Raw genomic sequence first — 26,534 nt, forward strand, 5'->3', positions numbered from 1 at the left:
CGTGGGAATGCAGCCCGGGACGCTCCGCGTCCCAAGAGCGGACGCAGAGCATCCAAGAAGGCGTTACCGCGCAGAGCGTGGGAACGATCAACGTGGCGTGATCGAAAACAAAAAGCCCCGCCCGGCGCGATGCCGGGCGGGGCTTTTCAGCCTTCAGACCCTTCGCTTACGCGACGTTCATGGTCTTGTGCGTGTCGATCAGATGCTGCACCACACTCGGGTCGGCCAGCGTCGAGATGTCACCCAGGCCTTCGTACTCGGCGGTAGCGATCTTGCGCAGGATGCGGCGCATGATCTTGCCCGAACGGGTTTTCGGCAGCCCCGGCGCCCACTGGATCACGTCCGGCGAAGCGATCGGGCCGATCTCCCTGCGCACCCAGTTTTTCAGTTCCAGGCGCAGTTGCTCGCTCGGCTCTTCGCCATTCTTCAAGGTGACGTAGACATAGATGCCCTGCCCCTTGATGTCGTGCGGCACACCGACCACCGCCGCTTCGGCGACTTTCGGGTGAGCGACCATCGCGCTTTCGATCTCGGCAGTACCCATGCGGTGGCCTGAGACGTTGAGCACGTCATCCACGCGACCAGTGATCCAGTAGTAACCGTCGGCATCACGACGAGCGCCGTCACCGGTGAAGTACATGCCACGGAAGGTCTTGAAGTAGGTGTCGACGAAACGGTCGTGGTCGCCGTACAGGGTGCGCGCCTGACCCGGCCACGAATCGAGAATCACCAGATTGCCTTCGGCCTCGCCCTCGATGATGTTGCCGAGGTTGTCCACCAGCGCCGGCACCACACCGAAGAACGGACGTGCGGCCGAACCTGGCTTCAGGGTATGAGCGCCCGGCAACGGGCTCATCATGTTGCCGCCGGTTTCGGTCTGCCACCAGGTATCGACGATTGGGCAACGGGACTTGCCGACGTTCTTGTAGTACCAGTCCCAGGCTTCCGGGTTGATCGGCTCGCCCACCGAACCGAGCAGACGCAGGCTGCTGCCGTCCGCGCCTTCGACAGCAGCGGTGCCGGAAGCCATCATCGCGCGGATCGCGGTCGGCGCGGTGTAGAGAATATTGACCTTGTGCTTGTCGACGATCTTCGCCACCCGGGTGATGTCCGGGTAGTTCGGCACGCCTTCGAACAACAGCGTGGTCGCACCGTTGGCCAGCGGGCCGTAGACGATGTAGGAGTGACCGGTGACCCAGCCGACGTCGGCGGTGCACCAGTAGATTTCGCCCGGACGGTAGTCGAACACGCGCTCATGGGTCATGGCCGCGTACAACAGGTAACCGCCAGTGGTGTGCTGCACGCCCTTCGGCTTGCCGGTGGAGCCGGAGGTATAAAGGATGAACAGCGCTTCTTCGGCGCCCATCTCTTTCGGCGCGCAAACGGTACCGGCCACTTTCATCAGGTCTTCGTACCAGATGTCGCGATGCTGGTTCCACTTGATGTCGCCGCCGGTGCGCTTGCACACGATGACTTTCTGGATGCTGCTGGTTTCCGGGTTGGTCAGAGCGTCGTCGACGTTGGCCTTGAGGGAAATCTTCTTGCCGGCACGGATGCCTTCGTCAGCGGTGATCACCACTTTCGAGCGGCAGTCGATGATGCGACCGGCCAGGGCTTCCGGCGAGAAGCCGCCGAACACTACCGAGTGAATCGCACCGATCCGCGCACAGGCCAGCATGGCGACCACGGCTTCGGGAATCATCGGCATATAGATAGTGACAACGTCACCGCGGTGCACGTCCTGGCCACGCAGGGCGTTGGCGAACTTGCAGACCTGTTCGTGCAGTTCGCGGTAGGTGATGTTGCGGCTTTCGGAAGGATCGTCGCCTTCCCAGATGATGGCGACCTGATCGCCACGCTCGGCCAGATGACGGTCGAGGCAGTTATAGGAAACGTTCAGGGTGCCGTCGGCAAACCACTTGATGTCGACATGGTGATCGTCGAACGAAGTCTGTTTCACCGTGGTGAAAGGCTTGATCCAGTCGAGACGCTTGGCTTGCTCGCGCCAGAAACCGTCAGGGTTGACGACCGACTGCTGGTACATGGCTTTGTAGGTCGCCTCGTCGGTCAGCGTATTGGCCAGAACCTCGGGACGAACGGGATACAGAGAAGCCGCACTCATCTTTCCTACCTCGGTGTAATAGTTGTTTTTGTATGACCCTGTTGTAGCCGGGGCGTCCGTATAGAACCATTCGACGATGGTAGTAACAAGCCCCTACAGGTCGTGGCGATAATCCCGATGCTTCCCCTTGAGCACCCCGCAAGCCTTGATTCCTGTGGCTCGGCGGCGATTGTTACCAAATCTGCCAAAGGTGTTTATCAAAACCGCATCTGTTTACCCCCACCCCGCCTCCCTAAAATCTGCCTCGCCGACAAGGCAAAGTGATTAACAAGGTTACAGCCCCCACGAAGGCCGTTAATCCAGCTCCGAAGTAACAAACCAAACGATGAAGTTCCACACGCAACCCCAAAAAGGTTGCGTGACCCCACTCGACCTCAAGAAGGTAAATTTCAAATGAAAGCTTTATTGGTTCTGGCCCTCAGCAGTCTGTGCGCAACCGCCATGGCAGACGAGGTCCCGACTGATGTCGCACAGCAACAACCGGCCATCGAGGAATACACTTACTCCACTCACCTGGACATCGCCAAAGTTGTATCGATGAGCGAAGTTCCGAATGTCTGCGAAGTGGTACCGATGAAAATGGAGTACGACGACTCCACCGGCCAGCGCCACATCCTGCGTTACAGCATCATGGGCAACGGCTGCACCAATTGATGGTTTGAGACTGCACCGGATCGGACCGCTCGGCGCAACATCGAGGGTCGATTCCAGCCCGGCTTCGGTCGGGCTCAGTTGTGTCTGGAGCTGCAAAAAGCTCTTGCAAAACACAACATGTAGTGAAAACGGTGTTTTTTTGTTCGTTTTTTGAGCAAATCCACAATTGCGAGATTTTTTCGAAAAAAATTCTATCCCCGGCAAAGCCCTGTAAACCCTCGCTCTCGTCGAAAAACCAGCCTCCCCGACCGCGCCATGCGCGGATTCGCCTCAGCACAGCCGTGTTTTTTTCCCTATAATGCCGCCCCATCGGGTCAGCAATATTCCCTTACAGGGATCAAAGCCATTCTGAAGCCCCGCAGCAGCGTCAACGCTGACTCGCGCCCGTCAGAGGCTCTCGGAAACCCGAAAAAAATTTTCTGTTTATTGCCTGCGTAGCACCGCTGCAAAAAACGACATCCAACGCGGCCTGTACGGCCGTGTGAAAAACCAACCCATCAGTTTTCACACGGGCACAGGCCCTCACGCAGGAGACGACACGTCATGCTGAGCTGGGACGAATTCGACAAAGAAGACAGTGAAGAAGCAGTAGTGAAAGGCGCCAACGCCGGCCGCGCCGCCGAAGCCACCATGGACCGCCTCGACAGCGCCGGCGGTGCCGCCGCCCTCGAAGCCCGCGCCGTGACCGCCAACGACTCGGCTGCCGTTGCCCGCGCCAAGGCTGCACTGGATTCGCTCGACGTCGCCGAAGGCCTCGCCGAACTCGAAGGCTCCGCCGCCCGTGTCGCCGTTGACGAAAAGCGCATGATCAACTGCCGCGCCGACCTCAACCAGCTCGTGCCATTCAAGTACGACTGGGCCTGGCAGAAATACCTGGACGGCTGCGCAAACCACTGGATGCCGCAAGAAGTCAACATGACCGCCGACATCGCCCTCTGGAAAAACCCGGAAGGCCTGACCGACGACGAGCGCCGCATCGTGATGCGCAACCTCGGCTTCTTCTCCACCGCCGACTCCCTGGTGGCCAACAACCTGGCCCTGGCCGTGTACCGCCTGATCACCAACCCGGAATGCCGCCAGTACATCCTGCGCCAGGCCTTCGAAGAAGCGATCCACACCCACGCCTACCAGTACTGCATCGAATCGCTGGGCATGGATGAAGGCGAGATCTTCAACATGTACCACGAGATCCCGTCGGTCGCGAAAAAAGCCGCCTGGGGCCTGAAATACACCCGCGCCATCTCCGACCCGGAATTCAACACCGGCACCGTCGAAACCGACAAGGAACTGCTGCGCAACCTGATCGCCTACTACTGCGTACTGGAAGGCATCTTCTTCTACTGCGGCTTCACCCAGATCCTCTCCATGGGCCGCCGCAACAAAATGACCGGCGTCGCCGAGCAGTTCCAGTACATCCTGCGCGACGAATCCATGCACCTGAACTTCGGCATCGACGTGATCAACCAGATCAAAATCGAAAACCCGCACCTGTGGGACGCGGAAATGAAGGAAGAAGCCTCGCAAATGATCCTGCAAGGTACCCAACTGGAAATCGAATACGCCCGCGACACCATGCCTCGCGGCGTATTGGGCATGAACGCCGCGATGATGGAGGACTACCTGAAGTTCATCGCCAACCGTCGTCTGTCGCAGATCGGCCTCAAAGAAGAATATCCAGGTACGACCAACCCGTTCCCTTGGATGAGCGAAATCATGGACTTGAAGAAAGAGAAGAATTTCTTTGAGACGAGAGTGATCGAATACCAGACTGGTGGTGCTCTGAGCTGGGATTAATCGTCTCGCTCGCCATGGTTTGACGATTGCTGCTTGAGTCGTCGAATTGAGAAAGCAAAAAGCCCCGATTTTATCGGGGCTTTTTATGGGCGGCTGTTTGTACTTTTCCGTACCTACGTTACAGCGCTCAATCTCCTACAGCACTTACAGCTGCTTCGCATTGAAGCCAAATGCAGGCACCTCTAAGCTCAATTGCAGGTGCCTAAGAAACACCCAACGTAAAAAGCTTGGTCAGTCACACAGACGCGTACGCCGTCGGTGGAGCTGCCTCGCTCGTTGGAATTTCTTAAGTCCACTCTACGTTGGGGTCAGGCCCTCCAAAAATCTAAACGTAGAGGTAATGGATATGCCCAATCCTTTTTCTGTAACAGTCTTCACTCGTCACAACCTCGCACTACACGCCCTTCTGCTCGAAAACCAACCGTGGTTCTGTGCTCGCGATGTCGGCCGCTTGATGGGTTTCCATCTGTGCGAACGCATGGTCAACAAACTAGATAAGGATCAACGTCGCGATTTGTGGATTGAGTATTTTCGGCAACCTGAAAAGCAACTGATGCTCAGCGAGTCAGGTGTGTATGCGCTGCTGGTGTACCACTACGTTCCGGGGAACCGGTTGTTGCGAGAGTGGTTGACTCAGCAAGTTGTGCCGGCCCTACGCGACGCAGAACACTTGGGAGATTCAGAACGACCGACGTTGAGTTTGTTGGATTGGCCGGAGATGTCGTTGAGTTTGCTGCATTGGCAGGATGAAGGATGGATTCGGCTACGGGATATGCCTTATCTGCTGAGTGATCAGACGCATCGGCAGAGACCGGGGAAGCCCTGGTGGCGAAAGGTTGCCCAGGTGTTTCAGTCTTCGGGACATTCCATGGGCTAGTAATGGCGGTTGTAGGACTTTGCGAGATCCGTCGTTATTTTATGCAGGAATTTTCGTAGACATAGGTGATGGCCACTCAGTATCGTCCGAGGGTTTTCAACCCTCGGCGATTGTATGGACACGGAAAAAAGTAATAGCGATTGGAGTGACGTAGAGATTCAGGCAGCGGTCGATGCCTACCTCAAAATGCTGGCACGCGAGCAGAGCGGCCAGAAATTCGTCAAAACTGAGGAAAATCGCATTCTGCGTGAAGGCCCACTCGCCGGTCGGACGAAGGGTTCTGTCGAATTTCGGATGCAGAACATTTCTACCGTGTTAGCAGAGCTGGGTCGAGAGCGTATTGAAGGCTACAAACCTGCCAAGAATGTTGGTGCGAATGTAGCGCGTAGCATCCGTAAGGCACTTGATGCATCCATTGTTCTGACGTTTGAAGACTCCAATCCAACTGCTGACGAAGCGTTACTGGAACAACGCGCAGACAAATTTGAGCGAACACAATTTGATTACGTCCCCAAAGGGATTAAGACACCTCTCCAAACGACGTCCACTAGAAAGGTTTACTTTCGTGATCCCGAATTGAGGGGCTGGGTTCGCCAGGAAGCCAATGGGAAGTGCGAAGGCTGTGGCGAAGAAGCACCATTTAAGAAAAATGGAAAACCGTTTCTTGAAGTTCATCACGTAAAGCATATGTCGCAAGAAGGATCGGACCAGCCTTCGAATGTCGTGGCGCTGTGTCCCAACTGTCACCAACGTTGCCACCATTCGGACGACAGAGAGGCTTTCACTGCTTGGCTGTATGACAACGTCGGAAGACTCGAAAGGGAATAATCGCGGTTTATCTGACAAATCGCGTTTGCTGATTTCTGGGCTGTTCCTCAGCCCAGCGGGAGCAGGCTCACTCACACAGAATTTGCATCATCCCGAAAACAATCAGTGCAACCCACCCCACCACCCGCTATTAATACCCCTCCCCCACTCAAGGACCCGAGCCCCACCATGAAATTCGACCTCGCCTACTGCCTCAGCCTCGACGACAAGTTGTCGATCTATGACGTTCGCGATCTCAATTTCGATGAGACGGTGGCGTTCGATTCTGCGGAGGAGCATTTCCAGTGCCCCAACGATGCCTGTCGTGCGGCGTTCGATGCGTCCAACGAGTTGGGGACGTTCAACGCCAAGAACGTGAATTACGTGCGCACGCCGCATTTCAAGAATCTGCCCGGTACGCAGCATGTGGCGGGTTGTCCATATGTGAGCGTGAAGACGTCGGCGTCGGGGGTTGAGGCGGCGGATGGGGAAGCGGATGACGGTCGGGAGGAGCATTTCCCGTCGGAGTTGTTGCTGACGCGCCGTGAGTATGTGCGCAAGCCTGCTGCGCCAGCGGGGGCGGCGGATGTGTTGCGGGATGATCCGGTGCGGGTGGCGACTACCGCCTCAAAAGAGTCGTCGAGTCGGGAGACGGCGCCGGACAAGACCAGTGTCTTCGCTCACCCCGTGGAGTGTTTTGTATCGAACTTCGCGGACAAGGACTTGCTCAAGCGCATGCCGTTGAAGATTGGCGAGCATACGGCGCCGTACAGTTCGTTCTTCAAGAAAATCGAGTACCTGACGGACAACAAGGGGCTGATTTACTGGGGCCGGATCAAGAAAATCGAGGACTTCCACAGCGCCAGTTTCCGGATCGATTTCGAGGACAAGGTCTGGTTCAAGAAGCCGGATGACAGCAAGAAAAAACCTTATCCGGTCAGTGTCTATCTCAACAAAAAGCTGATCGACAACTACCGCAAGCGCAAGGCGTTTCTGGAAGAGATCAAGCACGCGATCGACAGCGACAAGGCGTTGTTCTGCTTCTTTTATGGCGTGACGCCGGAGTTGAAACAGGTGCCGGGCAAGAAGAACCCCGAAAAGCCTTTCGAGGTCTTCAATGCCAATATCGAGAACCTGGATCACTTCATCATTCGTGAAGCGCCGGGTCTGGCGTGAGAGTCAGCCCTGGGGCAGTTGCAGTTTGACGGCGCCGGGGTGTTGTTTGATGACTGAGTACGGCAGAACACTCCAGTCGACGAATCCGCACACGGCCGCGACATGCGGATACGACGAATCAAATTTGATGCCCTGCTCCATGAAGTACCACCCCGGGAATTGCCAAGGATCGTTCTCGTCGTAGTGACAGTCGTTATCGCCCTCTGCCGTGACTGTCATTTGCCGGGGATACAGTTTCAGCAACTGTGCGACCAGCCAGGGTGCCAACTCTGTAGTCCGGTATTTCGACCAGGCATCAAAAGAACCGGGAGCCCCCGCATTGAAATCATCGTGTTGTTCATAGTGCAGCGGCTGACCTTGCCCTACCCACAAGACGTCCTCGAGCGTCAGTGTCTGACCGGTTGTGGCATCGAAGTTGAGCGCGTCATTGCTTTGGTCCGGGTAGGCGCCGCCACAGTAATAATCCGTTGAAATCCGCACACTCATTACCGATGGCGTCATCCACAGAGGTTGGCTGGATTGAGAGTAATCACCCGAGCAACTGAAATACGCCATCACCTCTCCCCACAATCGGCCCATCAATTGTTGGTTGATGCGTTGAAGCACTTGCGGGGAATAACCGGACACCACTTCAAAAAGCGAAGCTTGTGATTTGGGCTCGCTCCACCATTGCAGTGTGTAGCCCATGAAAGTTTCGGTTTTGCCCTTTTGCAGTTTCATTCCTTGCAGCCGTAAATACTCATAAGGGGCCTTCTCACGCAGGCTGACGATATAGGGCAATGAGTCGGCGGGGGCTTGCGGAATCATTGCGGGCTGCAATTCAACCTTGAGGGTTTTCCCCGCTGGATTACTCCACTCACCGGACCAATTGCTCCCGATCGCGTGTAAACGAAGCGTTGGACGGGAGTCCCCGTCCATCATCGAACCTTCGCTGAGTTCGAGCGTGTCCCCATCCCTGGAACCTTCGAGCTCCAGATCCTTGCGGTACTTCTGGTAAAAGTAACGCCCCTCTCCCGTTCGGGTATTCATCTCCAGAACGATCGCCGTCTTGCCCAACGTTCCTGTGTAGACCTGCGTAGCGTTTTCCGCCCATGCCAAGGGATGGAAGAAAACGGCGAGTACCAAAATGCCGGAAAGGCGCAACAATCCGTGAAACATCAATTCTTCCTTGAGCAAGCGGACAAGTGCCGCAAAAAGTGACCGCAGATTATGTCGATGTTGTGACGGGGAATCGAGCTTCGTCCGGATCAACTCGCGCACATGCTGAACATCACAATCACCAGCAACCCGATATACACCCAAGCATGCACCCGATCCGGTATCCGCCCGATCCACGGCGTGGCCAGTCGAATTCCCAGCATCGAGCCCAGCGTCAGCACTGCAAATGCCAGCAGATCCACATATCCGATAAACCATGGCCCGAGCTCTGTCTCGCTGAACCGCGCCATCAGCATGTAGGTCAGCGTGCCCGCCAGTGCCACCGGTACGCTCAATGGATTGGCCATGGAAGTCGCCTGAGACATGCTCAACCCGCAACGGCGCAGCAATGGCACGGTCATGACGCTTCCTCCTACGCCGAGGAAGGTCGCGATGGCGCCAATGCCTACACCACTGCCGGACGTTTCCAGTGTTCCCAATCGCCGAGGGATGACACCTTCGGACTGCGTAAGAAATCCCTTTCGCAGCAGACAGTCGACAATCGTCACGCCGAGGTAGGCGATGAAGGCATAGCGAATGACTTCGCCGCTGACCCACACCGCGGCGATTGCACCGACGACCGCGCCCAACCCAATGAACCCGCCCAAGGGCCATAGGTAATCCCGGATCAGGTTGCCGGCGCGGCGGTGTTTGTCGGTGGCGACCAGGGCGTTGACGATCATCACGCAGGTCGAGGTGGCGACGGCGATGTGCATGGCGGATTGGCTGATCGGGTCGTCGGCGCCGTGGCTGGCGGTGAGCATGCGGTACAGCAGCGGTACGACGACGAAGCCGCCGCCGAATCCGAAGAGTACGGCGGTGACGCCGGTCAGGCAGCCGAAGAGTGTCAGCAGTAGGTAGAACATGGTGCGTCGTCCATTGTTTGGAAGCCGGTCGACGATAGAGCCGCAGCGCTTGGCCCGCTTCAGCAAGTCCGCCAATAATGTTTGCGTTTACGCCAATCGCCGGAGCCGCTCATGCGCAATGTTTCGATCAATTTGCTGGATGACACACCGCGCACGGTGGTGGCGATCGGTACGGATTATTCCTACGGCTATCTGTTGCCACGTCATACGCATCGGCGGGCGCAATTGTTGTACGGCGCGACCGGGGTGATGCAGGTCAGCACCCATGACGGCAACTGGGTGGTGCCGCCGCAGCGGGCGGTGTGGATCCCGCCGGGAGTGGCGCATGAGGTGTTGATGCTGGGGGTCAGCACTCGCAGTGTGTATATCGAACCGGGTGCGGTGGATCTGGGCGAGTGCTGTCAGGTGATCAGTGTGTCGCCGTTGATGCGGCACTTGCTGATGGAAGCCGTGGAGCTGCCGCTGACCTATGACCTTGCCGGACGTGACGGTGTGCTGATCGATTTGTTGCTGCATGAATTGGTGCGCAGCGCACCACTTCCCTTACATATCCCGCTGCCGTCTGACGGAAGACTGCTCGATCTGTGTCAGACCTTTCTGCATCAGCCGAATGTCCACCAATCCCCCCAGCAATGGGCCGATCAATTGCACATAAGCTTGCGCACCTTCAACAGACTGTTTCGCCAGCAGACCGGCCTGAGTTTCAGTCAATGGCGCCAGCGCGCCTGTGTGGTGCTGGCGCTGGCACGGCTGGCGGCCGGTGAAGCGGTGACGCGGATAGCTCTGGACTTCGGCTATGACAGCCCGGCAGCGTTCTCGACGATGTTCCGTCGGATCCTCGGTCAGGCACCGTCCGTCTGGTTGGAAGCGTCGAAGCGGGGAAAATCAAAAAATGCGTTTGATCCCGGCTGAAAACAACTGTACAAAAACACAGTACATTTTCCATCAGCACCCTCGAGCCCGGAGCACACCATGGCCTCTTCAGCGATGAACCTCATCCTCGAACGTATCGCCCTTTTCCAGTTCACCCCGACCCACTGCGTCCAGGCCCGAGGGATGTTGGGCTGGAGTGTGGAACAACTGTCGCGGGAGACAGGGGTTTCGGTAGACGACATCCAGCGGTTCGAGGCGCAGCAGGACGTGGCGGACTCGGCGCGGCTGGCGTTGACGTACCGGTTCGAGGCGCAGGGGCTGGTGTTTTTTCCGGGGTTTGCGCCGGGGCGTGGGGGGAATGTCAGAGGTGCTATGCCGGAATCAGCGGGTCATGGAGATTACGCGATGGCTGACTGAAAGGATTGATTGTGATTATTCCAATATAGGTATATTTTTCGCATGAGTACAAGGAAGCCACTCCTGTGGGTTAGCAGTAGCAAGAAAGATCTCAAGCAGATGCCCACAGATGTACAGGATGTTTTTGGTTACGCACTGGACCTGGCCCAAAGTGGTCTCAGGCATCCAGATGCAAAACCTCTGAAGGGGTTTGGAGGCGCGGGTGTCCTTGAGTTGATTGAGGACTTTGATACGAATACCTACCGCGCCGTTTACACAGTCCGTTTTGGCAATGCGATTTACGTCCTGCATTGTTTTCAGAAAAAGTCGACCGCAGGTATCAAAACCGCGCAATGCGATATCGACCTGATCCGAAAGAGACTTCAAGCCGCTCAGGACCACGCGAAAGGAACATAGAAATGAATGAAATCGAAGAAGGCAGCGGAAACGTCTATCAAGACCTTGGCTTACCAAATGCCAGTGAAATGCAGGTCAAGTCACAGCTAGCCGCAAAGATCGGCGAAATCATCAAAGCGCGTCATCTCACTCAATCTCAAGCTTCTGAAATCCTGGGGTTATCACAACCCAAGCTGTCCGAAATGCTGAGAGGAAAATTCCGCGGCATCAGTGAGGCCAAGATGATGGAATGCCTTTCCCACCTCGGCCGAGATGTGCAGATTGTGGTCAAACCGGCCCCCCGCTCTCGCAAAGAGGGCCGAATTGAGGTGGTGTTCGCATAACGCGAAACCCTACTACGCCCCTTGCACCACCGCCTCACTCTCCCCTTCAACCGCCAGCCACCACGCATTCCCGCGTTGCGGTTGTGCCAGGTTGAACGCCTCACCCATTTTCGGCGTCGTGATGGAAACACTGCGCTCCCAGGCCAAAGCAAGGATGCGGTCAAACGGTTCATGCCACGCATGCATCGCCAGATCGAACGTACCGTTGTGGATCGGAAACAGCCAACGGCCCTTGAGGTCGATATGGGCCTGCAGGGTTTCTTCCGGTTGCATGTGCACGTGGGGCCATTCGACGTTGTAGGCGCCGGTTTCCATCAGGGTCAGGTCGAACGGGCCGAACTGTTCGCCGATGCGTTTGAAGCCGTCGAAGTAGCCGCTGTCGCCGCTGAAGAAAATCCGTGTGTCACCGTCGATGATCACCCAGGAAGCCCACAGTGTCTGGTTGCCATCGAACAGGCCACGGCCGGAGAAGTGCTGCGACGGAGTGGCGATGAAGCGGATGCCGGCCACTTCGGTGCCTTGCCACCAGTCGAACTGGCGGACCTTGTCGGCATCGATGCCCCATTTGATCAGCGTGTCACCGACGCCCAGCGGGGTGAGAAACAGGTTGACCTTGTCCGCGAGTTTCAGCACCGCCGCATAGTCGAGGTGGTCGTAGTGGTTGTGCGAAAGGATCACGGCTTCGATCGGCGGCAACTCGTCGATGCTGATCGGTGGCTGGTGGAAGCGTTTCGGGCCGGCCCATTGCACGGGCGAGGCGCGCTCGGCGAAGACCGGGTCGGTGATCCAGAATTTGTCTTGCAGCTTCAGCAGCAAGGTCGAGTGGCCGAGGCGGTATACGCTGTGGTTCGGCGCGGCAATCAGGTCGGCACGGGTCAGCGACTGCACAGGAATGGCCGACGCCGGACGGGTGTTGTGCGGTTTGTGGAAGATCATGTTCCACATGATCCGCAGCATTTTGCGCACACCTTCGCGCTGCACCGGCGCGTGGTTGCGGAATGTCCCTTCGGCCTGGCGCGAAGCTTCAGGTACAGGACTGACCGCGGAGGAAATTGATTTGGCCATGACTGAATGACTCCAGAAAAACCGCACAATTCACGGTTTTCCAAGGTGGGACGATAAATGGCCAAGGCACGCACGCATCAGCCGGACATCTGGTTTTAGGTGGCACCGATTAACGCAACATTACACTGACCGGTGTACTTTCTAGGTTGCATGAATCCGGATGACAAGTAAACTGCCGAGTGTAATTTCCTCCACATTCCTGCCGAATCGAATTTATGACAGCTCCAACGCGCCTCACCGACCGTAAACGCGAAGCCATTATCCTGGCGGCCATTTCCGAATTTCGAGCCAATGGCTTCGAGGTCACCAGCATGGACAAAATCGCGGCCAGCGCCGGTGTGTCGAAGCGCACGGTGTACAACCATTTTCCGAGCAAGGAAGAGCTGTTCGCCGAAATTCTCAACCAGTTATGGGCACGGATCAGCACCGAGCAAGCCGTGTCATATCAACACGATCAGCCCTTGCGTGATCAATTGCGAACGATGCTGCTGGCCAAACTGCAGATGATGGCGGACGACAATTTCATGGATCTGGCCCGGGTCGCCATCGCCGCCACGATCCACTCGCCCGAGCGCGCCCAGAACATGGTGACGCGCATGAGTGAACGCGAGGAAAGCGTGACCGTGTGGATTCGCGCCGCCCAGGCGGATGGCCGGTTGAGACCGGTCGACCCGGAGTTTGCCGCGCATCAGATACAAGGCCTGCTCAAAACCTTCGCGTTCTGGCCGCAGATTTCCATGGGCCAGCCCTCTCTCGACAGTGCCACGCAAAACGCCGTGGTCGATTCCGCGCTGGACATGTTCCTGGCCTGCTACCAGCTCTAGAACAGGTCTGCGCCGCGTAATTGGCTCACAAGGACACTGAATTTTCCCGCTGGAATAAATGACAATGTCTGTCATTGACCGATGAACGGTCGCTCTGAAGAATTACACTGCAAAGTGTTTCAGAATGAATCTGGCGCAGAACATCATGGAAAACCGACGCGGCAAAGGCTTGTCATTCGCCAGACGTATTTATCTGCCACGTGCCATTGGATTGGGCATCGGTTTTTTCAGCGTCGGCGCCGCGCTGTACCCGCTGAACGTGCCGGCGTGGCTCTGGGCGCTGCTGCTGTTCAATGGTTTTGTCTGGCCCCATGTCGCCTATCAATGGTCGATCCGCTCGGCTTTTCCCTACCGCGCCGAGCGTCGCAATCTGCTGTATGACTCGGTGTTCGGTGGTTTCTGGACCGCGTGTTTCCAGTTCAATCCACTGGTTACCGTGACCATTCTGTCGATGATGACCATGAACAACGTCGCCGCCGGCGGTCGACGGTTATTCCTGCTCGGCGCCCTCGCCCAGGTGATTGGCGTGCTGTTGGGGTGGTCGCTGTTCGGGGTCAGATTCACCCTGACGGCCACACAGACCCAGGTCTGGGCGTGCCTGCCGATGCTCACTCTTTATCCGCTGGCGCTGGGCATGGTCTGCTATCGGCTGGCGATCAAACTCGCCGAACACAAGCGCACCTTGAGTGCCCTGAGCCGCACCGACAGCCTGACCGGCCTGCTCAACCACGGCGCATGGAAAGACCTGCTGCACCTCAAGTTCCAGCAGTGCCGCGAACACAACCATCAGGCCACCCTCGCGCTGATCGATGTCGACCACTTCAAGGTGATCAACGACAGCTACGGACATATCGTCGGCGATGCGGTGCTCCAGCAACTGAGTCGAGAACTCAAATCCCTGCTGGCTGAAAGCGAACTGGCCGGGCGTTACGGCGGCGACGAATTCTGCGTGATCCTGCCAAGCCTGCCGTTGAGCAGAGCAGAAGCGCTGATGGAGCAATTGCGTCAGGCCCTGCATCAATACCGTCATCCCGATGTGCCGCAGTTGCAGGTCAGTCTGAGCATCGGACTGGCGCGATTTCACCCGACCTATCCGGATGCCTTGCACTGGCTGGATGATGCCGACAAAGCGCTGTACACCGCCAAGCACACGGGCCGTAACACGATCAGCGTTGCGCTGAGCCGCTCCAGCGCGTGACGGATGACGCGAAGCTATAGTGACTCAACGTCCCAAGCACCGCCGAGCCCGTCATGACCACCGAAAAAAACGATTCCCCCACCGCGCCTGTCGATCACCTGCGCTTCCACCGTCCCCATGCCCACCTCAACACAACCTTCGGCAACGACAAGTTTGCCTTGCGCGCCGAGGCGTTTGCGCGGTTCTTCGGTACGCCGACCTTTCTTGGTGCACAGACCCTGATCGTGGTGTTGTGGGTGTTCCTCAACATGTCCGGCATCACGACCTTCGACGTCTATCCGTTCATCCTGTTGAACCTGGCATTCAGCCTGCAATCGGCCTACGCGGCGCCACTGATATTGCTGGCCCAGACTCGTCAGGCCGCGCGGGACAAGGCGCAATCGGATGCCGATGCGCAACACCGCGAAGCGCTGGCAATCGCCAATTCCGAGCGCCAGGCCCAGGCAGCGAAGAACACGGCGCAATTGCTCGAACTGCTGGAGCAGAACACCCGGCTCACCGAGATGACCAAGAACCTGACCGAACGCATCGAAGGTCTGACCCGCGAGCTGCACGACCACATGCGTCAGAACCTGCAACATTGATCACGACAAACGCAGCGCCCGCCCCAGTTCATCGAACAGTGTGACCACCGAGCGTAACGCTCGGCAGTCCGGGCGGGTCAGCAGCCACAGCGCGGTGTCGTAGCCATGCAGCGGCTCGCTCAGCGCTTGTAGTCCTTCGGTTATCAGAAAGTCCGGCAACGCCGCGACGCCGAGTCCGGCACGCACCAGTTCCGTCACTGACAGCATGCTGTTGCAGCGATACCCCGGCATCACGCCCGGCAAGTGCTGTCGACGCCAGACAACGGTCGGGTGATCAGGCAGGAAATCGTCCGGGGCGATCCAGGTCATGGCGGCCGGATCGGATGCATCGACCTTCTGCAGATATCGCTCACTGGCGCAGACCCGGTAGGAAATCTTCGCCAGCTCCCGCCCGACCAGATGTTCCGGTGGTGTAAGAGTCAGGCGCAGAGCGATGTCGGCATCGCGACGGCTGAGGTTGGCGAAATCATTGGAGGTGCTCAATTCGATGGTCAGCGCCGGATAGTTCGGCATGAACTGCGCCAGCGCCGGCAGCAACAAGCCTTGCAGCACCGAATCGGTACAGGTCAGACGCACCGTACCGCTGATCACTTCGCCGCCCTGCTCCACGCCGATGCGCGCGGCTTCCAGTGCCTGCTCGGCACGCTCGGCCTGCTCCGCCAATGATTGCGCGAGGGTGGTGGGCAGGTAACCGGCACGGCTTTTTTCGAACAGTTGCTGACCGAGTGCGGCCTCCAGTCGGCGTACGGCGCGAAACACCGTCGACACATCGACCTTCAACAGCTGCGAAGCCCGGGCCAGAGAGCCGCCACGTACCAGGGCGAGAATAAGCGTCAGATCCGGGAAGTCGAGTCGATAGTGCGTCGCTGCATTGATCACTTGGGAAAACGCCCATATGGAGTGCGTGAACGCCAATCTATAGTGAGCGCCATCCCTCAACAAGCACAGCGAGCACTCATGGAATCCAGAGCCCTGCGCATCGCCCTGATCGGTGATTACGACCCGCAAGTCACCGCTCATCAAGCCATCCCCGTCGCCCTCGGGCTGGCGGCGGAACACCTTCGCCGTCCCGTGGATTTCGAATGGCTGGCTACGGACGCCATTCACCTCGATACACCGCTCGACGGCTTCGACGGTTTCTGGTGCGTCCCGGCCAGTCCTTACAAAAGCGAAGCGGGCGCGCTACGGGCCATTCGTTTTGCCCGCAAACAGCAGCGACCGTTCCTCGGCACCTGCGGCGGTTTTCAACACGCGGTTCTGGAGTTTTCCCGCAACGTGCTCGGATGGGCCGATGCCGAGCATGGCGAAACTTCACCTGATTCGAGCCGTGCGGTGCTCTCGCCGCTGACGTGTTCACTGGTGGAAGCGGTGGACAGTATTCATCTGGTACCCGGTTCGTTGATCGCCAAGGCGTACGAAACGTCGGATATTCGCGAAGGGTATCGCTGCCGTTTTGGAGTGAATCCGCAGTTCGAACGAGATTTGCTGACCCATGACCTGCATGCCGTGGGCCACGATTCGGCCGGTGACTTGCGCGCCATCGAACTGAAACACCATGTGTTCTTCGTCGCCACGCTGTTTCAACCGGAACGTGCTGCGCTCAAAGGGCAATTGCCGCCGCTGGTGCGGGCGTTCGTCGAAGCTTGCGCGGAGCAACCTAGATGAAACAGGACACTGAGTGTTTCGCCGTGATTTTCACCTCGACCCGCACCGAAGGCGACAACGGCTACGCAGAAGCCTCCGAGCGCATGATGCAATTGGTGGCCGGGCAACCGGGGTTTCTCGGCATCGATTCGATCCGGGGCGCGGACGGGGTGGGGATTACGATTTCGTATTGGGAGAGCGAAGCGGCGATTCTGGCCTGGCGCGAGCACCCGGAGCACCGGGTGATTCAGGCGCGTGGGCGGGCCGAGTGGTATTCGGCGTTTCATACGCGGGTATGTCGGGTTGAGCGGGAGTATCGGTTCGGAAAGTGAGTATTGCGGTGTAATCACTGGCCCCTTCGCGGGCAAGCCCGCTCCCACAGGGTTGTGCGCTGTTCTCAAGATCACGCCGTACCTGTGGGAGCGAGCTTGCTCGCGATGGCGGCAAATGGATCACCGAAGAACCTCAGTCCTTCAGACTGCGCACCGCCACAATTTCCGGCACTTCGCGTTTTTGCATGTACACCCGCAACGGCTCGGTGATGTTGATCCGGTCGTCGATGTGCTGATCGAGCAGCAACTGGATCGACTCGCGCTTGAGGGTCATGGTCTGTCCGGAGGCCGGTGACCAGACAAATTCGCTGGCGGGCATGATGCCGTCATCGGCCACGTCCATGCCGAACGAGTCCTCGCTGAATCGCACGATGTACTGGCCGGTCTTGCGATTGAGGCCGACAAAACCCTTGAGGTCGTCGGCGGCCTGGCAGATGAGTTGGGATGTGATGCGCATGGTAAACCTCACGAAAAGGATCGATGGTCTACACGCAGGGCGTTGAGGCACCCCCTCTGCCGGGGTGGTTGCCGTGGCCAAGCGTACTGCAAACGAACGCACAAAAGTGCGGAAATTTTCGCTTTCAGTACGTTTATGTCGGTCTTGCGATAGCAGGTTTTCGTTTGAGTTGCTAAAAGGGACATCTTTGAAAATCCCTGCGAAAGGACCTCGATATGCCCGCCACGTTTACCAAAAGCGCTCTGCTGCTGAGCCTGATGCTCGGCCTCGGCCAGGCGCACGCTGCCAACCCGCCGAGCCCCGCTGCGCTTGCTGCCTCCGAGGGCATTCCGCACCCGGCAGTGATCGCCCACCGTGGCGCCTCCTTCGACGCACCGGAATCCACCGCAGCCTCCTACAAACTGGCCCGCGATCTCGGCGCCGATTACCTGGAAATGGACCTGCAGCGCAGCAAGGATGGCGTGCTGTTCGCCCTGCACGACAACAACCTGCAACGCACCACCGACGTCGCCACCAAATTCCCGGACCGCAAGGACAGCCCGGCCAATGCTTTCACAATGGCCGAGCTGAAAACCCTGGATGCCGGCAGCTGGTACAACAAGGCCTACCCGGATCGCGCCCGTCCTTCCTACGCCGGCCTGCAGATTCTGACCCTGGATGAAATCATCGATATCGCCCAGGCCAATCCGCAGCACAAACCTGGCCTGTACATCGAGACCAAGGAGCCACAACTGTTCCCGGGCATCGAGCATGACCTGAAGGAAAAACTCCAGGCCCGTGGCTGGCTGATTCCGGCCGGCGCCAAACCGGCCAAAAACGTTGCCAGCGTCGGTGAGAGCAACGGCAAGGTGATCCTGCAGACCTTCGAGAAGAACAGCCTGGAACTGCTGCAAAAGGAAATGCCGCAGGTGCCGAAGATCCTGTTGCTGTGGGTCGGTGAGGGCAGCATCGAACCGAAATCGAAAGTGACCTTTGCCGAATCCGGCGAGAAGGACAAGAACGTTTTCTACGGCAAGCAGGAGCCGAAATCCGAAGCTGAATTCAAGCAGTGGATCGACTACGCCAAGGCTCAGGGCGCCATCGGCACCGGCCCTTCGGCCAAGCTGACCCACGGCGGCGATCAGAGCTATTCGGACCTCGTGCAGCCATGGATGAACAAATACACCCACGACAAGGGAATGCTGGTGCACGTCTACACCGTGGATGAGCCAGTGGACTTCCAGAAGGTCATGGCCGCCGGCGTCGACGGTATCTTCACCAACCGCGCCAGCGAACTGCTGAAGTTCTACAAGCGCCCGGCTGCCGCCAGTGTGGATCAGGTGTTGAAGAACAACGGTTTCTGATCTTTCAATCGGGCGTCAGTAATGCGAGCAGGCTCGCTCCTCCAGGGAGTCCGGCCTGCTCGCTGTTTTTTAAGGGTGAATTAAGTTGCGGTGATTAACCTGAACTCACTTGAACGAATCACCCCAAAGGAATAACCGATGAAAACTTTGACTGCCCTGTTTACCGCTGCCGCCCTGACCCTCACCGCTGGCCTGGCCCAGGCTGACGTTCGTGTCGATCAGATCCCTGAGCTGGTCAAATCCGGCAAGATCAAGCCGCTGGAAGAGCTGAACAAGATTGCCCTGGCCCTGCACCCGGGCGCGACCATCGTCGACACCGACCTGGACAACCATTTCAACGGCTATGAGTACGAAGTCGAGCTGCGTACCGCCGATGGCAAGGAATGGGACGTGGATCTGGACGCGGCCACCGGCAAGGTGCTGAGCAACAAGCAAGATCACTGATAACCCCGACACCCCCTGTGGGAACGAGCTTGCTCGCGATAGCGGTGGATCAGTCAACATTGAGTTGTCTGACCGAACGCCATCGCGAGCAGGCTCGCTCCCACAGTGCTTTGTGTTGAGTTCAAGCGCTAGTGCTGACCAACGAACCCGACGTGCTGCTGTCGGACTCCTGCAACGCCGCCAGCAAAGCCGCCGTCGCCGTCTGCAACGAAGCCGACGTCGTCGCGATCTGCGACTGCGCAGCCGCAACATCCGCCGCTTTGGCATCCTGACTTTCCTGCCTGGCCTGAGCCGCTTGCAGCGCTTGTTGCTGTTCCTGCAATTGCTTTTGCAGTTCGGCGATCTGCTTGCGCAATTCCTTCACGGTATCCGATTCATCACTGCTGGAACTGCTGTCGCCCGACGGTGCCGCACCACCGCCCGCCGCGACTTTGCTGGTGTCGGCCTTCACACCGGTGCTGGCTGCCGCAGTGGTGGACGTGTCGTCGCCCGCGTCGGTAATCGAGGTTTTGCTGGTGGACGTGGTGACGGTCTGATTGATTGAAACGGACGTGATGCTGACCATGGAAAATCTCCAATGACGGTTATGGTTAACCGGCCATCGGCGGCGGCCTGCACGAATTGAGATCGACTGTGTACCGACTCGGTAACCGGGCCGGTACACAGTCACAGTCGGGTCAGACGCTCAGGCGAGCAGTGACATCGTTCAGTTGTCCGGACAGGCCATGCAGGTTCTGGCTGGCGCTTTCGGTGCGCTGCACGTTGTCGAGGTTGGTGCTGGCGATCGAAGTGATCTCGGTCAGGTTGCGCGAGATGTCTTCAGCCACCGAAGTCTGCTCTTCGGCGGCGGTGGCGATCTGGCGGTTCATGTCGCGGATCGCTTCCACCGCATGGGTGATGCGCTCGAGCATCGCGCCGGCCTGGGTCACCTGCTCGACGCTTTCATCGCTGCGGGTCTGGCCGCTGTCGATGGCGTGGGCCGCATCCACCGCGCCGGTCTGCACGCTCTGGATGATCTGGTTGATCTCGATGATCGACTCCGCCGTGCGCTGCGCGAGATTGCGCACCTCATCGGCCACAACCGCAAAACCACGCCCGGCTTCACCGGCACGAGCCGCTTCGATGGCCGCGTTGAGCGCCAGCAGGTTGGTCTGTTCGGCGATGCCGCGGATCACTTCCAGCACCTTGCCGATACGACCGCTGTCGGCTTCCAGACGTCGGATGACCGTGGCGGTGTTGGCGATTTCGCCACGCATCTGGGTGATGCTGTGGATGGTGCTCTGCATGACCTTCTCGCCCTGCTGGGCGGACTGGTCGGCATCGTCCGCCGCACGCGCCGCGTCGGCGGCATGACGGGCGACTTCCTGGGCGGTGGCGGACATTTCGTTCATCGCCGTGGCCACCTGATCGGTACGGTTGAACTGCTCGTTGGTGCCGCCGGCCATCAGCGTGGCGATGGCGTTCAACTCGCCACTGGCACTGTCCAGATCCTTGGCGCTGCGTTGCAGGTGATTGAAGGTTTCGGCGAGGAAATCGCGCAGGGTGTTGGCCGCGGCGGCCAGGTTACCCAATTCGTCCTGACGACTGCTGGCGACACGCTCGACCAGACGGCCCTTGCTCAACTGCGTGACGTAATCGATGAGGTTGCGGATCGGCTCGACCAGGTTGCGGTTCACCAGCCACAGGCTCAGCAGGCCGATCAACAGACCGGAGGCGAGCATCACCACAATCCCCAGCATCACGGTGCGATCGGCACTGGCGCTGATCAGCGCCGACTTTTCGGTGCCCTGCTTGCGCAGTTCGGCCACCAGTTCGCTCATCTGGTCGCTGGCGGCGCGGTCGACGCCTTTGACGGCCACGTCGCCCGCAGCCGGATCAGCACCGGCGGCCACGTAGGCATCGCGCCCCTTCTGATACGCGGCACCGAGCAGGCGGTGTTCTTCACGCAGGCGTTCGATGCGGGTTTTCAACGAAGGCTCGAGGCCTTTCTGATTGGCCAGTTCACCGAGGATGTTCTGCACATCACGCTGACGGTCTTCAAACTGGCCCCAATATTTGGCCAGGTCCGCCGGTTGCTTGCCGCGCAGCAGAACGTTTTTCCACTCCTGGACCTGCACCTTGAATTGCAGGTTGGCTTCGTCGATCAGTTGCGACGTGTGCAAGGGGCCGGCGATCAACTGGCTGTAGCTTTGCACGCCGTTGGACAGGAAATGAAAGCAGGCCAGCGCGATCAACAGCATCGCCACCAGGCTGCCGCTCAGCAGGGCAAGAATTTGCGCTCTCAGGGATTTTTGCAGCATCGCAGGTACTCGGGACAGGGATGAGGCACGCCCGACAAGGCGTGAATTGTGGCCGGACATCCGTGTCGCCGAACCTTGGCTCATGGCCGAAGGCGCGCAACCTAACTCATGCGTGATCGGCGTGCCAGAGCACTTCTTGAGAAAATTCCGACCGCCGGTAAGGCATTGATTTTGACGTCATTTCATCGTCACCAAAACGTCACATTGCGTTGCGATGATGCGGCTCGGGTGAACCTGCAAATCCCGCAACTGACGCCTTCCCTGCAGCGAGACTTCATGAACCACAGCCTGGATATCAGCCATCGCGATCCTGATCTGTTCGGCCTGCTTTACGGCTTCCGTTTTCGCCCGGGCGAGCGCGGACGCGAAGTGGATTCGGCGACCGCCCTGCGCTGCCTGCAGGACGACAGCGACAGCGACGAATTCCTCTGGCTGCACCTGAATCTGGCCCATGCCGCGTGCGAGCGCTGGATGAAAAGTCATCTGCAACTGCCACAGGAATTTTTCGAGGCGCTGCACGAAGGTTCGCGCTCGACCCGCATCGAGCATGTCGATTCGGCGTTGCTGGCGGTGGTCAACGACGTGGTGTTCAACCTCAGCAGCATGGTCTCGTCGGACGTGTCGACGTTGTGGGTCTGCGTGCGCAGCAAACTGATCGTCAGTGCGCGCCTGCAACCGTTGCACTCGGTGGACAAACTGCGTTCGTCGGTGAAGGCCGGCGAGTGCTTTCGCTCGCCATCGGAGTTGCTTGTGCACCTGCTGCGCGACCAGGGCGAAGTGCTGACCCAGATCGTGCGCAAGACCAGCCTGAGCGTCGATCAGGTCGAGGACGAGTTGCTGTCGTCGCGACTGTCGACCAACCGCGCCGAACTCGGCGCCAACCGCCGGGTGCTGGTGCGCCTGCAACGGCTGCTGGCGCTGGAGCCGGGCTCGCTGCTGCGCCTGCTGAACCGGCCGCCGTCCTGGTTGCAGAAGGAGGACGTCAAGGAGCTGCGCAAATCCACCGAAGAGTTCGCGCTGATCATCAACGACCTGACCGCCCTCGGCGAGCGGATCAAGCTGTTGCAGGAAGAAATCGCCGCCAACGTCAACGAACAGAGCAACCGCACGCTGTTCACCCTGACCGTGGTGACGGTGCTGGCGTTGCCGATCAACATCATCGCCGGTTTCTTCGGCATGAACGTCGGCGGCGTGCCGCTGGCCACCGATCCGGAAGGGTTCTGGATTCTGGTGGCTCTGGTGGCCACGTTCACCGCGATTGCCGGGCGCTGGGCGTTTCGCAAGCGCGGGGATTACTGATCCACCTGTGGCGAGGGAGCAAGCTCCCTCGCCACAGTGCATCCATATCAATGCGGGGCTAATCCACCGAACACTGATCTGCCGCAGTCTCTCTGTAATATTTAGCAACGATCATGGGCGACACTCCTTCCCTCGCTCAGGATTGTCCTGCCATGGCTACTCCCTCCCTGACCGCCAGCCCGGCCTCCGTTTCCAGCGGCAGACCGGCGCTCGACAAGAAACCCGGCCCATTCACGTACGTGGTGTTCTTCGCCGTGCTGGCCATGGGGATGCTGTTCACCGCCTACAGCCTGATGCACGACATGCACGAACTCGGCACGGTGGTCACCACCTGGACACCGTTCCTGCTGCTCGGCGTAGCCCTGTTGATTGCCCTGGGTTTCGAGTTCGTCAACGGCTTCCACGACACCGCCAACGCCGTGGCCACGGTGATCTACACCCATTCGCTGCCGCCGAATGTGGCTGTCGTGTGGTCCGGGTTCTTCAACTTCCTCGGTGTGTTGCTTTCGAGTGGCGCGGTGGCGTTCGGCATCATCGCGTTGCTGCCGGTGGAGCTGATTCTGCAGGTCGGCTCGTCCGCCGGTTTCGCGATGATCTTCGCGCTGCTGATCGCGGCGATCCTGTGGAACCTCGGCACCTGGTGGCTGGGCCTGCCGGCCTCGTCGTCGCACACGCTGATCGGTTCGATCATCGGTGTCGGCGTGGCGAACGCCTTGATGCACGGCCGCGACGGCACCAGCGGCGTGGACTGGGCCCAGGCCATCAAGATCGGTTACGCGCTTCTGCTGTCGCCGTTGGTCGGCTTCGGTTGCGCCGCGCTGTTGCTGCTGGCCCTGCGCGCCTTCGTGAAGAATCGTTCGCTGTACAAGGCGCCGGACGGCAACACCCCGCCGCCGTGGTGGATTCGCGGCCTGCTGATCGCCACCTGCACCGGCGTGTCCTTCGCCCACGGCTCCAATGACGGCCAGAAAGGCATGGGCCTGATCATGCTGATTCTGGTCGGCACCCTGCCGATGGCCTATGCCCTGAACCGCACCATGCCCGCCGATCAGACCTTGCAGTTCGCAGCGGTAGCTGAAGTCACCCAGCAGGCGCTGGTGAAAAGCGCCCCGCTGCCGGCCCCGGCCGATCCGCGCCCGGTGCTGGCCGATTACGTGCGCAGCAAGCAGGCCACACCGCAACTGGTTCCGGCCCTCGCGGCGCTGACCGGGCACATTGGCGACGAGGTGAAAGGCTACGGTTCGCTGTCGAAAGTCCCGGCGGAGGCCATGGGCAACGTGCGCAACGACATGTACCTGGCCAGTGAAACCATTCGCTTGATGGACAAGCACAAGGTCGGTTCCTTTGATGCCGACACCACCAACAAGCTGCAACTGTTCAAACAGCAGATCGACAACGCCACGCGGTTCATTCCGCTGTGGGTGAAGATTGCCGTGGCGATTGCATTGGGACTGGGCACCATGGTCGGCTGGAAGCGGATCGTGGTCACGGTCGGCGAGAAGATCGGCAAGACCCACCTGACCTACGCCCAGGGCGCCTCGGCGGAGACCGTGGCGATGCTGACCATCGGCGCCGCCGACATGTTCGGCCTGCCGGTGTCCACCACCCATGTGTTGTCCTCCGGTGTGGCCGGGACCATGGTCGCCAACGGCGGCGGCCTGCAGATGAAGACCATCCGCAATCTGCTGATGGCCTGGGTGTTGACGCTGCCGGCGGCCATTGTGTTGTCGGGCAGCCTGTATTGGCTGTTTACTCAACTCTTCTGAAGCCGACGTATCCATTCAAGAATCCCGGCCCGGTGCGCGCCGGGATTTTTTCATTCCGCCCGACTCATTCCATCCGTCGGCCTCCGGGCTTGAGCCATCCTCGACCTGGCAGATTTCACTTCAGTTTGCCGGTGCAGTGCCGACTCTTAAGAAACTCGATGCATTGAGGAAACGTGTCCGTGAACCTGTATATCAATCAGCTACAACAAAAAGCTGACTTCAAGGAAGCCATCTACGCTGGCGACATCTTCTTGAACACGCAACTGCGCGCCGCCCATGAACTGTGTGCCTTTGCCCAGGAAAGCATCACCGCCGCATTCAATGGCGAAACCAATCACCAGGCTTTGCACACGCTGATGCCGGTGGAAGAGTTCGTGGTGCTGGTGACACGCCTCAAGGGCCAGTTCACCAACAGCCTGCGCGCCAAGGAGCTGATTCTGAGCTTTATCGACGAAGTCGGCCTCGACCCGCGCGAATACATTTTCGACGTGCCACGCATTCGCGTCGTGCCCAACTATGACTACCTGCATGCCGGCGTGAGCTATGCCTACAAGCCGCACCGCGACACCTGGTACGGCAGCGTCGATTGCCAGATCAACACATGGATGCCGGTGCACACCATTTCCCCGGATCAGACCATGATGATCAACACGGGCTACTTCGACGTGCCGGTGAAGAACTCCTCGGCCCAGTGGAGCCTCAACGACTGGATCAACAACCAGCGGCACAAGGCCAAGGACAACCTCAAGGAAGAGGTCCGGGTGCACCCGGTGCCTCTGGAAGAGATCAACGATGCGGCCGAATTGCGCATCGCCGGCAACACCGGCGAGATGCTGATTTTCTCGGGCTCGCACCTGCACGGTACGGTCGCCAACCACACGCAGCAAACCCGTTTCAGCGTCGACTTCCGTCTGATGCACCTCGATGACCTCAAACACAATCGTGGCGCGATCAACGTCGACAGTGCCTGCCCGGATGTCGGAGCGGGCTTCAAAGATTATTTCCACGCACACGACTTCTCGAATTTTCAAGGAATCCAGCCATGACCAAGCGCCGCATCACGCCTGCCGAAGCCCAGTACAACGAAACCCGCGCCGGTGTCCTCAAGCGTGTTGACGCCGAATACGTGGCCGACGCCCCGTTCGTGTTCGCCAACCGCATCGGTGTCACCGCTGCGCTGTCGCGAATGGAGCTGTTCAAGAAAGTCGCCGAAATCCCGGGCGCGATCATTGAGTGCGGTGTGTACAAGGGCAACTCGCTGATGCTGTACATGCACCTGTCGATGATCCTCGAACCTTACGCGATCAATCGCTCGATCGTCGGTTTCGATACCTTCGAAGGGTTCCAGAGCATCAGCAAGACCGATGACCCGGCCGACGTCAACGAAACCATGTTTTCCGACACCGACCAGTCGCTGATCCAGGACATGATCGACGCCAACGACCTGTTGCGTCCGGTCAATCGCATCCCGCGTTGCGAACTGGTGAAGGGCGATATCGTCAAGACCGTGCCGGAGTGGGTGAAAACCCGCCCTGACCTGGTGGTGGCAATGCTGATCCTCGACACCGACCTCTACGAGTCGACCAAAGTCGCGCTGGAAACCTTCCTGCCGTACATGCCCAAAGGCGCCATCGTGGTCCTGGACGAAGTCGCCTACCGCAACTTCCCGGGCGAAACCAAGGCCCTTCGCGAAGTGCTGGACCTGAACAAGATCGAACTCAAGCGTTTGCCGTTCGATTCTTGCGTGGGTTACTTCCACGTCTGATCCCGCTGCAA

28 protein-coding genes and 1 pseudogene are annotated in these 26,534 nt (G+C 58.8%); 20 read left to right on the forward strand and 9 right to left on the reverse strand.

Annotated features, from left to right (window positions below):
• Positions 1–166: 166 nt before the first annotated feature.
• The gene (acs, locus tag BBF94_RS12220) at positions 167–2,122 is read right to left on the reverse strand and encodes an acetate--CoA ligase (RefSeq protein ID WP_065259281.1); all 1,956 of its coding nucleotides are present in this window, start codon (positions 2,120–2,122) and stop codon (positions 167–169) included.
• 393 nt (positions 2,123–2,515) lie between these two features.
• Between acs and BBF94_RS12225 the strand changes: the two genes are divergently transcribed.
• The 5 genes from BBF94_RS12225 (at position 2,516) to BBF94_RS12245 (ending at position 7,430) form a co-directional block, all read left to right on the forward strand.
• Positions 2,516–2,776, forward strand: coding sequence for a DUF2790 domain-containing protein (locus BBF94_RS12225; protein ID WP_007951066.1), 261 nt, complete (start codon positions 2,516–2,518; stop codon positions 2,774–2,776).
• Positions 2,777–3,319: 543 nt separating this feature from the next.
• On the forward strand, positions 3,320–4,570 hold the full coding sequence (locus BBF94_RS12230) for a ribonucleotide-diphosphate reductase subunit beta (RefSeq protein ID WP_065259282.1): 1,251 nt from the start codon (positions 3,320–3,322) through the stop codon (positions 4,568–4,570).
• A 346-nt stretch (positions 4,571–4,916) separates the two neighbouring features.
• Positions 4,917–5,447 (forward strand): BRO-N domain-containing protein, encoded by a 531-nt coding sequence (locus BBF94_RS12235; RefSeq protein WP_065259344.1) that lies wholly within the window; start codon positions 4,917–4,919, stop codon positions 5,445–5,447.
• A 114-nt stretch (positions 5,448–5,561) separates the two neighbouring features.
• Complete coding sequence (locus BBF94_RS12240) at positions 5,562–6,275, forward strand: HNH endonuclease (protein ID WP_065259283.1); 714 nt, start codon at positions 5,562–5,564, stop codon at positions 6,273–6,275.
• 168 nt (positions 6,276–6,443) lie between these two features.
• The gene (locus BBF94_RS12245) at positions 6,444–7,430 is read left to right on the forward strand and encodes a hypothetical protein (RefSeq protein WP_065259284.1); all 987 of its coding nucleotides are present in this window, start codon (positions 6,444–6,446) and stop codon (positions 7,428–7,430) included.
• Positions 7,431–7,433: 3 nt separating this feature from the next.
• Here the strand turns inward: BBF94_RS12245 and BBF94_RS12250 are convergent, their stop codons facing one another.
• Positions 7,434–8,690 (reverse strand): hypothetical protein, encoded by a 1,257-nt coding sequence (locus BBF94_RS12250; RefSeq protein WP_225875050.1) that lies wholly within the window; start codon positions 8,688–8,690, stop codon positions 7,434–7,436.
• Complete coding sequence (locus BBF94_RS12255) at positions 8,678–9,493, reverse strand: sulfite exporter TauE/SafE family protein (RefSeq protein ID WP_065259286.1); 816 nt, start codon at positions 9,491–9,493, stop codon at positions 8,678–8,680. The genes BBF94_RS12250 and BBF94_RS12255 overlap by 13 nt, the downstream gene beginning before the upstream one ends.
• Before the next feature lie 111 nt (positions 9,494–9,604).
• Here BBF94_RS12255 and BBF94_RS12260 point away from each other — a divergent pair, with 111 nt between their 5' ends.
• From BBF94_RS12260 to BBF94_RS12275, 4 genes are read left to right on the forward strand one after another with little or no spacing between them, the layout of a single operon-like run.
• A complete protein-coding gene (locus tag BBF94_RS12260) occupies positions 9,605–10,405 on the forward strand; it encodes an AraC family transcriptional regulator (RefSeq protein ID WP_065259287.1) in 801 nt (266 codons plus the stop codon).
• A gap of 60 nt (positions 10,406–10,465) precedes the next feature.
• Positions 10,466–10,783 carry a helix-turn-helix domain-containing protein gene (locus BBF94_RS12265; RefSeq protein ID WP_065259288.1) on the forward strand — a complete coding sequence of 106 codons (318 nt, stop codon included), beginning with the start codon at positions 10,466–10,468 and terminating at the stop codon, positions 10,781–10,783.
• Between the two features lie 42 nt (positions 10,784–10,825).
• Positions 10,826–11,179 carry a type II toxin-antitoxin system RelE/ParE family toxin gene (locus tag BBF94_RS12270; protein ID WP_065259289.1) on the forward strand — a complete coding sequence of 118 codons (354 nt, stop codon included), beginning with the start codon at positions 10,826–10,828 and terminating at the stop codon, positions 11,177–11,179.
• A gap of 2 nt (positions 11,180–11,181) precedes the next feature.
• Entirely contained in the window at positions 11,182–11,502 is a 321-nt protein-coding gene (locus BBF94_RS12275; protein WP_065259290.1) for a helix-turn-helix domain-containing protein, read from the forward strand.
• Between the two features lie 12 nt (positions 11,503–11,514).
• Here BBF94_RS12275 and BBF94_RS12280 read toward each other — a convergent pair whose 3' ends face one another.
• On the reverse strand, positions 11,515–12,567 hold the full coding sequence (locus BBF94_RS12280) for an MBL fold metallo-hydrolase (protein ID WP_065259291.1): 1,053 nt from the start codon (positions 12,565–12,567) through the stop codon (positions 11,515–11,517).
• Between the two features lie 215 nt (positions 12,568–12,782).
• On the opposite strand from BBF94_RS12280, the gene BBF94_RS12285 reads away from it, so the two are divergent.
• From BBF94_RS12285 to BBF94_RS12295, 3 genes are all read left to right on the forward strand, one after another.
• Positions 12,783–13,391: a TetR/AcrR family transcriptional regulator gene (locus BBF94_RS12285; RefSeq protein WP_065259292.1), complete on the forward strand. Its 609-nt coding sequence runs from the start codon at positions 12,783–12,785 to the stop codon at positions 13,389–13,391.
• 145 nt (positions 13,392–13,536) lie between these two features.
• Positions 13,537–14,589, forward strand: coding sequence for a diguanylate cyclase (locus BBF94_RS12290; protein WP_065259345.1), 1,053 nt, complete (start codon positions 13,537–13,539; stop codon positions 14,587–14,589).
• A gap of 53 nt (positions 14,590–14,642) precedes the next feature.
• Positions 14,643–15,173, forward strand: a complete 531-nt coding sequence (locus BBF94_RS12295; protein WP_065259293.1) for a DUF1003 domain-containing protein — start codon at positions 14,643–14,645, stop codon at positions 15,171–15,173.
• Here BBF94_RS12295 and BBF94_RS12300 read toward each other — a convergent pair whose 3' ends face one another.
• Positions 15,174–16,115 carry a LysR family transcriptional regulator gene (locus BBF94_RS12300; protein WP_065259294.1) on the reverse strand — a complete coding sequence of 314 codons (942 nt, stop codon included), beginning with the start codon at positions 16,113–16,115 and terminating at the stop codon, positions 15,174–15,176.
• 15 nt (positions 16,116–16,130) lie between these two features.
• On the opposite strand from BBF94_RS12300, the gene BBF94_RS12305 reads away from it, so the two are divergent.
• Together BBF94_RS12305 and BBF94_RS12310 are read left to right on the forward strand one after the other, a co-directional pair.
• Positions 16,131–16,838, forward strand: coding sequence for a CTP synthase C-terminal region-related (seleno)protein (locus BBF94_RS12305; RefSeq protein ID WP_065259295.1), 708 nt, complete (start codon positions 16,131–16,133; stop codon positions 16,836–16,838).
• The gene (locus BBF94_RS12310) at positions 16,835–17,149 is read left to right on the forward strand and encodes an antibiotic biosynthesis monooxygenase family protein (RefSeq protein WP_065259296.1); all 315 of its coding nucleotides are present in this window, start codon (positions 16,835–16,837) and stop codon (positions 17,147–17,149) included. The genes BBF94_RS12305 and BBF94_RS12310 overlap by 4 nt, the downstream gene beginning before the upstream one ends.
• Positions 17,150–17,282: 133 nt before the next feature.
• Here the strand turns inward: BBF94_RS12310 and BBF94_RS12315 are convergent, their stop codons facing one another.
• Positions 17,283–17,606 carry a DUF2025 family protein gene (locus tag BBF94_RS12315; RefSeq protein ID WP_065259297.1) on the reverse strand — a complete coding sequence of 108 codons (324 nt, stop codon included), beginning with the start codon at positions 17,604–17,606 and terminating at the stop codon, positions 17,283–17,285.
• A gap of 215 nt (positions 17,607–17,821) precedes the next feature.
• Between BBF94_RS12315 and BBF94_RS12320 the strand changes: the two genes are divergently transcribed.
• Positions 17,822–18,949, forward strand: a complete 1,128-nt coding sequence (locus BBF94_RS12320; protein ID WP_065259298.1) for a glycerophosphodiester phosphodiesterase — start codon at positions 17,822–17,824, stop codon at positions 18,947–18,949.
• 138 nt (positions 18,950–19,087) lie between these two features.
• The gene (locus tag BBF94_RS12325; RefSeq protein WP_065259299.1) at positions 19,088–19,393 is read left to right on the forward strand and encodes a PepSY domain-containing protein; all 306 of its coding nucleotides are present in this window, start codon (positions 19,088–19,090) and stop codon (positions 19,391–19,393) included.
• 121 nt (positions 19,394–19,514) lie between these two features.
• Here BBF94_RS12325 and BBF94_RS12330 read toward each other — a convergent pair whose 3' ends face one another.
• The 3 genes and pseudogenes from BBF94_RS12330 to BBF94_RS28390 all read right to left on the reverse strand — a co-directional run.
• Positions 19,515–19,958: a hypothetical protein gene (locus tag BBF94_RS12330; RefSeq protein WP_065259300.1), complete on the reverse strand. Its 444-nt coding sequence runs from the start codon at positions 19,956–19,958 to the stop codon at positions 19,515–19,517.
• Between the two features lie 112 nt (positions 19,959–20,070).
• Complete coding sequence (locus tag BBF94_RS28385) at positions 20,071–20,838, reverse strand: methyl-accepting chemotaxis protein (RefSeq protein ID WP_371859721.1); 768 nt, start codon at positions 20,836–20,838, stop codon at positions 20,071–20,073.
• 165 nt (positions 20,839–21,003) lie between these two features.
• Positions 21,004–21,777 (reverse strand): annotated as a pseudogene (locus tag BBF94_RS28390) (hypothetical protein); the annotation flags it as partial.
• Between the two features lie 192 nt (positions 21,778–21,969).
• Between BBF94_RS28390 and BBF94_RS12340 the strand changes: the two are divergent.
• The 4 genes from BBF94_RS12340 to BBF94_RS12355 all read left to right on the forward strand — a co-directional run bounded on the left by BBF94_RS12340 (position 21,970) and on the right by BBF94_RS12355 (position 26,523).
• Positions 21,970–22,992, forward strand: a complete 1,023-nt coding sequence (locus BBF94_RS12340; protein WP_065259346.1) for a transporter — start codon at positions 21,970–21,972, stop codon at positions 22,990–22,992.
• Positions 22,993–23,144: 152 nt separating this feature from the next.
• A complete protein-coding gene (locus tag BBF94_RS12345) occupies positions 23,145–24,758 on the forward strand; it encodes an inorganic phosphate transporter (protein WP_065259302.1) in 1,614 nt (537 codons plus the stop codon).
• Between the two features lie 179 nt (positions 24,759–24,937).
• On the forward strand, positions 24,938–25,804 hold the full coding sequence (locus BBF94_RS12350) for a 2OG-Fe(II) oxygenase family protein (RefSeq protein ID WP_065259303.1): 867 nt from the start codon (positions 24,938–24,940) through the stop codon (positions 25,802–25,804).
• Complete coding sequence (locus BBF94_RS12355) at positions 25,801–26,523, forward strand: TylF/MycF/NovP-related O-methyltransferase (protein ID WP_065259304.1); 723 nt, start codon at positions 25,801–25,803, stop codon at positions 26,521–26,523. The genes BBF94_RS12350 and BBF94_RS12355 overlap by 4 nt, the downstream gene beginning before the upstream one ends.
• Positions 26,524–26,534: the final 11 nt, after the last annotated feature.

Source organism: Pseudomonas bananamidigenes, assembly GCF_001679645.1.
Lineage (GTDB): Bacteria > Pseudomonadota > Gammaproteobacteria > Pseudomonadales > Pseudomonadaceae > Aquipseudomonas > Aquipseudomonas bananamidigenes.

What these genes read in the sequence shown, in the direction of transcription:
- BBF94_RS12295 (WP_065259293.1), top strand. Translation starts at nt 14,643, where the DNA reads ATGACCACCGAAAAAAACGATTCCCCCACCGCGCCTGTCGATCACCTG.
- BBF94_RS12345 (WP_065259302.1), top strand. Translation starts at nt 23,145, where the DNA reads ATGGCTACTCCCTCCCTGACCGCCAGCCCGGCCTCCGTTTCCAGCGGC.
- BBF94_RS12245 (WP_065259284.1), top strand. Translation starts at nt 6,444, where the DNA reads ATGAAATTCGACCTCGCCTACTGCCTCAGCCTCGACGACAAGTTGTCG.
- BBF94_RS12340 (WP_065259346.1), top strand. Translation starts at nt 21,970, where the DNA reads ATGAACCACAGCCTGGATATCAGCCATCGCGATCCTGATCTGTTCGGC.
- BBF94_RS12235 (WP_065259344.1), top strand. Translation starts at nt 4,917, where the DNA reads ATGCCCAATCCTTTTTCTGTAACAGTCTTCACTCGTCACAACCTCGCA.
- BBF94_RS12355 (WP_065259304.1), top strand. Translation starts at nt 25,801, where the DNA reads ATGACCAAGCGCCGCATCACGCCTGCCGAAGCCCAGTACAACGAAACC.
- BBF94_RS12325 (WP_065259299.1), top strand. Translation starts at nt 19,088, where the DNA reads ATGAAAACTTTGACTGCCCTGTTTACCGCTGCCGCCCTGACCCTCACC.
- BBF94_RS12290 (WP_065259345.1), top strand. Translation starts at nt 13,537, where the DNA reads ATGGAAAACCGACGCGGCAAAGGCTTGTCATTCGCCAGACGTATTTAT.
- BBF94_RS12270 (WP_065259289.1), top strand. Translation starts at nt 10,826, where the DNA reads ATGAGTACAAGGAAGCCACTCCTGTGGGTTAGCAGTAGCAAGAAAGAT.
- BBF94_RS12305 (WP_065259295.1), top strand. Translation starts at nt 16,131, where the DNA reads ATGGAATCCAGAGCCCTGCGCATCGCCCTGATCGGTGATTACGACCCG.
- BBF94_RS12275 (WP_065259290.1), top strand. Translation starts at nt 11,182, where the DNA reads ATGAATGAAATCGAAGAAGGCAGCGGAAACGTCTATCAAGACCTTGGC.
- BBF94_RS12230 (WP_065259282.1), top strand. Translation starts at nt 3,320, where the DNA reads ATGCTGAGCTGGGACGAATTCGACAAAGAAGACAGTGAAGAAGCAGTA.
- BBF94_RS12255 (WP_065259286.1), bottom strand. Translation starts at nt 9,493, where the DNA reads ATGTTCTACCTACTGCTGACACTCTTCGGCTGCCTGACCGGCGTCACC.
- BBF94_RS12280 (WP_065259291.1), bottom strand. Translation starts at nt 12,567, where the DNA reads ATGGCCAAATCAATTTCCTCCGCGGTCAGTCCTGTACCTGAAGCTTCG.
- BBF94_RS12265 (WP_065259288.1), top strand. Translation starts at nt 10,466, where the DNA reads ATGGCCTCTTCAGCGATGAACCTCATCCTCGAACGTATCGCCCTTTTC.
- BBF94_RS12260 (WP_065259287.1), top strand. Translation starts at nt 9,605, where the DNA reads ATGCGCAATGTTTCGATCAATTTGCTGGATGACACACCGCGCACGGTG.
- BBF94_RS12320 (WP_065259298.1), top strand. Translation starts at nt 17,822, where the DNA reads ATGCCCGCCACGTTTACCAAAAGCGCTCTGCTGCTGAGCCTGATGCTC.
- BBF94_RS12315 (WP_065259297.1), bottom strand. Translation starts at nt 17,606, where the DNA reads ATGCGCATCACATCCCAACTCATCTGCCAGGCCGCCGACGACCTCAAG.
- BBF94_RS12285 (WP_065259292.1), top strand. Translation starts at nt 12,783, where the DNA reads ATGACAGCTCCAACGCGCCTCACCGACCGTAAACGCGAAGCCATTATC.
- BBF94_RS12330 (WP_065259300.1), bottom strand. Translation starts at nt 19,958, where the DNA reads ATGGTCAGCATCACGTCCGTTTCAATCAATCAGACCGTCACCACGTCC.
- acs (WP_065259281.1), bottom strand. Translation starts at nt 2,122, where the DNA reads ATGAGTGCGGCTTCTCTGTATCCCGTTCGTCCCGAGGTTCTGGCCAAT.
- BBF94_RS12240 (WP_065259283.1), top strand. Translation starts at nt 5,562, where the DNA reads ATGGACACGGAAAAAAGTAATAGCGATTGGAGTGACGTAGAGATTCAG.
- BBF94_RS12225 (WP_007951066.1), top strand. Translation starts at nt 2,516, where the DNA reads ATGAAAGCTTTATTGGTTCTGGCCCTCAGCAGTCTGTGCGCAACCGCC.
- BBF94_RS12310 (WP_065259296.1), top strand. Translation starts at nt 16,835, where the DNA reads ATGAAACAGGACACTGAGTGTTTCGCCGTGATTTTCACCTCGACCCGC.
- BBF94_RS28385 (WP_371859721.1), bottom strand. Translation starts at nt 20,838, where the DNA reads ATGGCCGGCGGCACCAACGAGCAGTTCAACCGTACCGATCAGGTGGCC.